This window comes from Cupriavidus oxalaticus (assembly GCF_038900635.1).
GTDB classification, from domain to species: Bacteria; Pseudomonadota; Gammaproteobacteria; order Burkholderiales; family Burkholderiaceae; genus Cupriavidus; species Cupriavidus oxalaticus_B.
The window spans coordinates 1-1,256 of record NZ_JAYMRX010000066.1 but is presented as its reverse complement, the minus strand read 5'-3'; the positions used below and the strand labels follow the sequence as shown (position 1 = coordinate 1,256).

Sequence of the window (1,256 nt, the reverse complement as noted above, 5' to 3'; positions counted from 1 at the left end):
TGTGGTGGTCAAGTTATTTCGGACAGGCGGATAGGTTCTTTCACTGTCGATTTCGCCTCGTGGGCAGTGGGCGACAGATACCCCAGGGTTGAGTGCAAGCGCACTGGGTTATAGAAGCCAACGATGTACTGGGTGATGTCGCGTCGAGCCTCGTCGTGATTGGCGTATTGACGCTGCCACACGCGCTCCATCTTGAGGTTCAGGAAGAACCGCTCCATCACCGCGTTGTCCCAACAATTTCCCTTGCGGCTCATGCTGCAAACCACGTGATGCTGCCTGAGCAAGGCCTGGTATTCATCGCTCGCGTACTGGCTCCCCCGGTCCGAATGCAGGACCAGTCCCGGCGCTGGCCGGCGCTGCTGCAGCGCCATAGTCAGCGCCGACATGACCAGGCCGGCTTGCATGGTGGGCGCCATGGACCAGCCAACCACCTTTCGTGAGTACAGGTCCAGCACGACAGCCAGGTACAACCAGCCTTGAGCCGTGCGGATATACGTTATGTCCGAAACCCACGCGCGGTTCGGCTCAGCCACGTCAAACTGCCGGTCCAGCACGTTGGCCGCCACAGGCAGCGTGTGCCTGCTGTCAGTCGTCGATACGAACTTTCGCTTCCATCGCGCGCGCAAATCCGCCTCGCGCATCAGCGTGCGGACCCGATAACGTCCAATGCGAAGTCCTTGTGCCCGCAGCGCATGCATCACGCGCCGGCTGCCGTAGTTCGCGCCGCTGGCAACGAATGCCGCCTTGACGTGGGTCTGTTCCTGCAGGCTCCTTGCGCTCTGTCTGGCACGCCGGTACGCGTAGTAGCCAGAGCGGCTCACCCCCAGCAGCCGGCAGGCGTTACTGACCGATGTGGCCTCCTCTTGCAAATGAGTTACCACCCGATATCTCACTTCAGTTCGCGTGCAAAGAAGGCCGAGGCTTTTTTTAGCAATGTGTTGTCCTCGCGCAGTTGCCGGTTCTCCGCTTCGAGCTGTCGAATGCGCTGCTGTTCCGCCGTCAGCGGCTTACCCTCGCCGGGGCCGCCTGCACGCTCTGCGTCGTACTGCGCCATCCAGCGGCGAACCGCCGTCTCACCAAGTTCCATCGACCGACAAACTTCACTGACCGATAATCCTTGGTCTCGTACCATCCGTACCACTTCCAGCTTGAAGCTGGCATCAAATTGTCGGCGCCTTCTTGTCATCTAGCTTTTTTCCTCGTCGATTCGGGATTGTCCTCCTATCGACCTGTCCGAGGAAATTAGACCACTACAG

The 1,256-nt window shown here is 59.8% G+C and carries 1 protein-coding gene; it reads right to left on the bottom strand.

Translation table 11 applies throughout. The features are described 5' to 3' along the window. Positions 1-8: 8 nt before the first annotated feature. Positions 9-1,186 (bottom strand): IS3 family transposase gene (locus tag VSR71_RS34940; RefSeq protein WP_342917901.1). Its coding sequence is split into 2 segments (ribosomal slippage): positions 9-919 and positions 919-1,186, totalling 1,179 coding nucleotides; the frame shifts between segments, so codons are not numbered across the junction. Between the last annotated feature and the right edge of the window lie 70 nt (positions 1,187-1,256).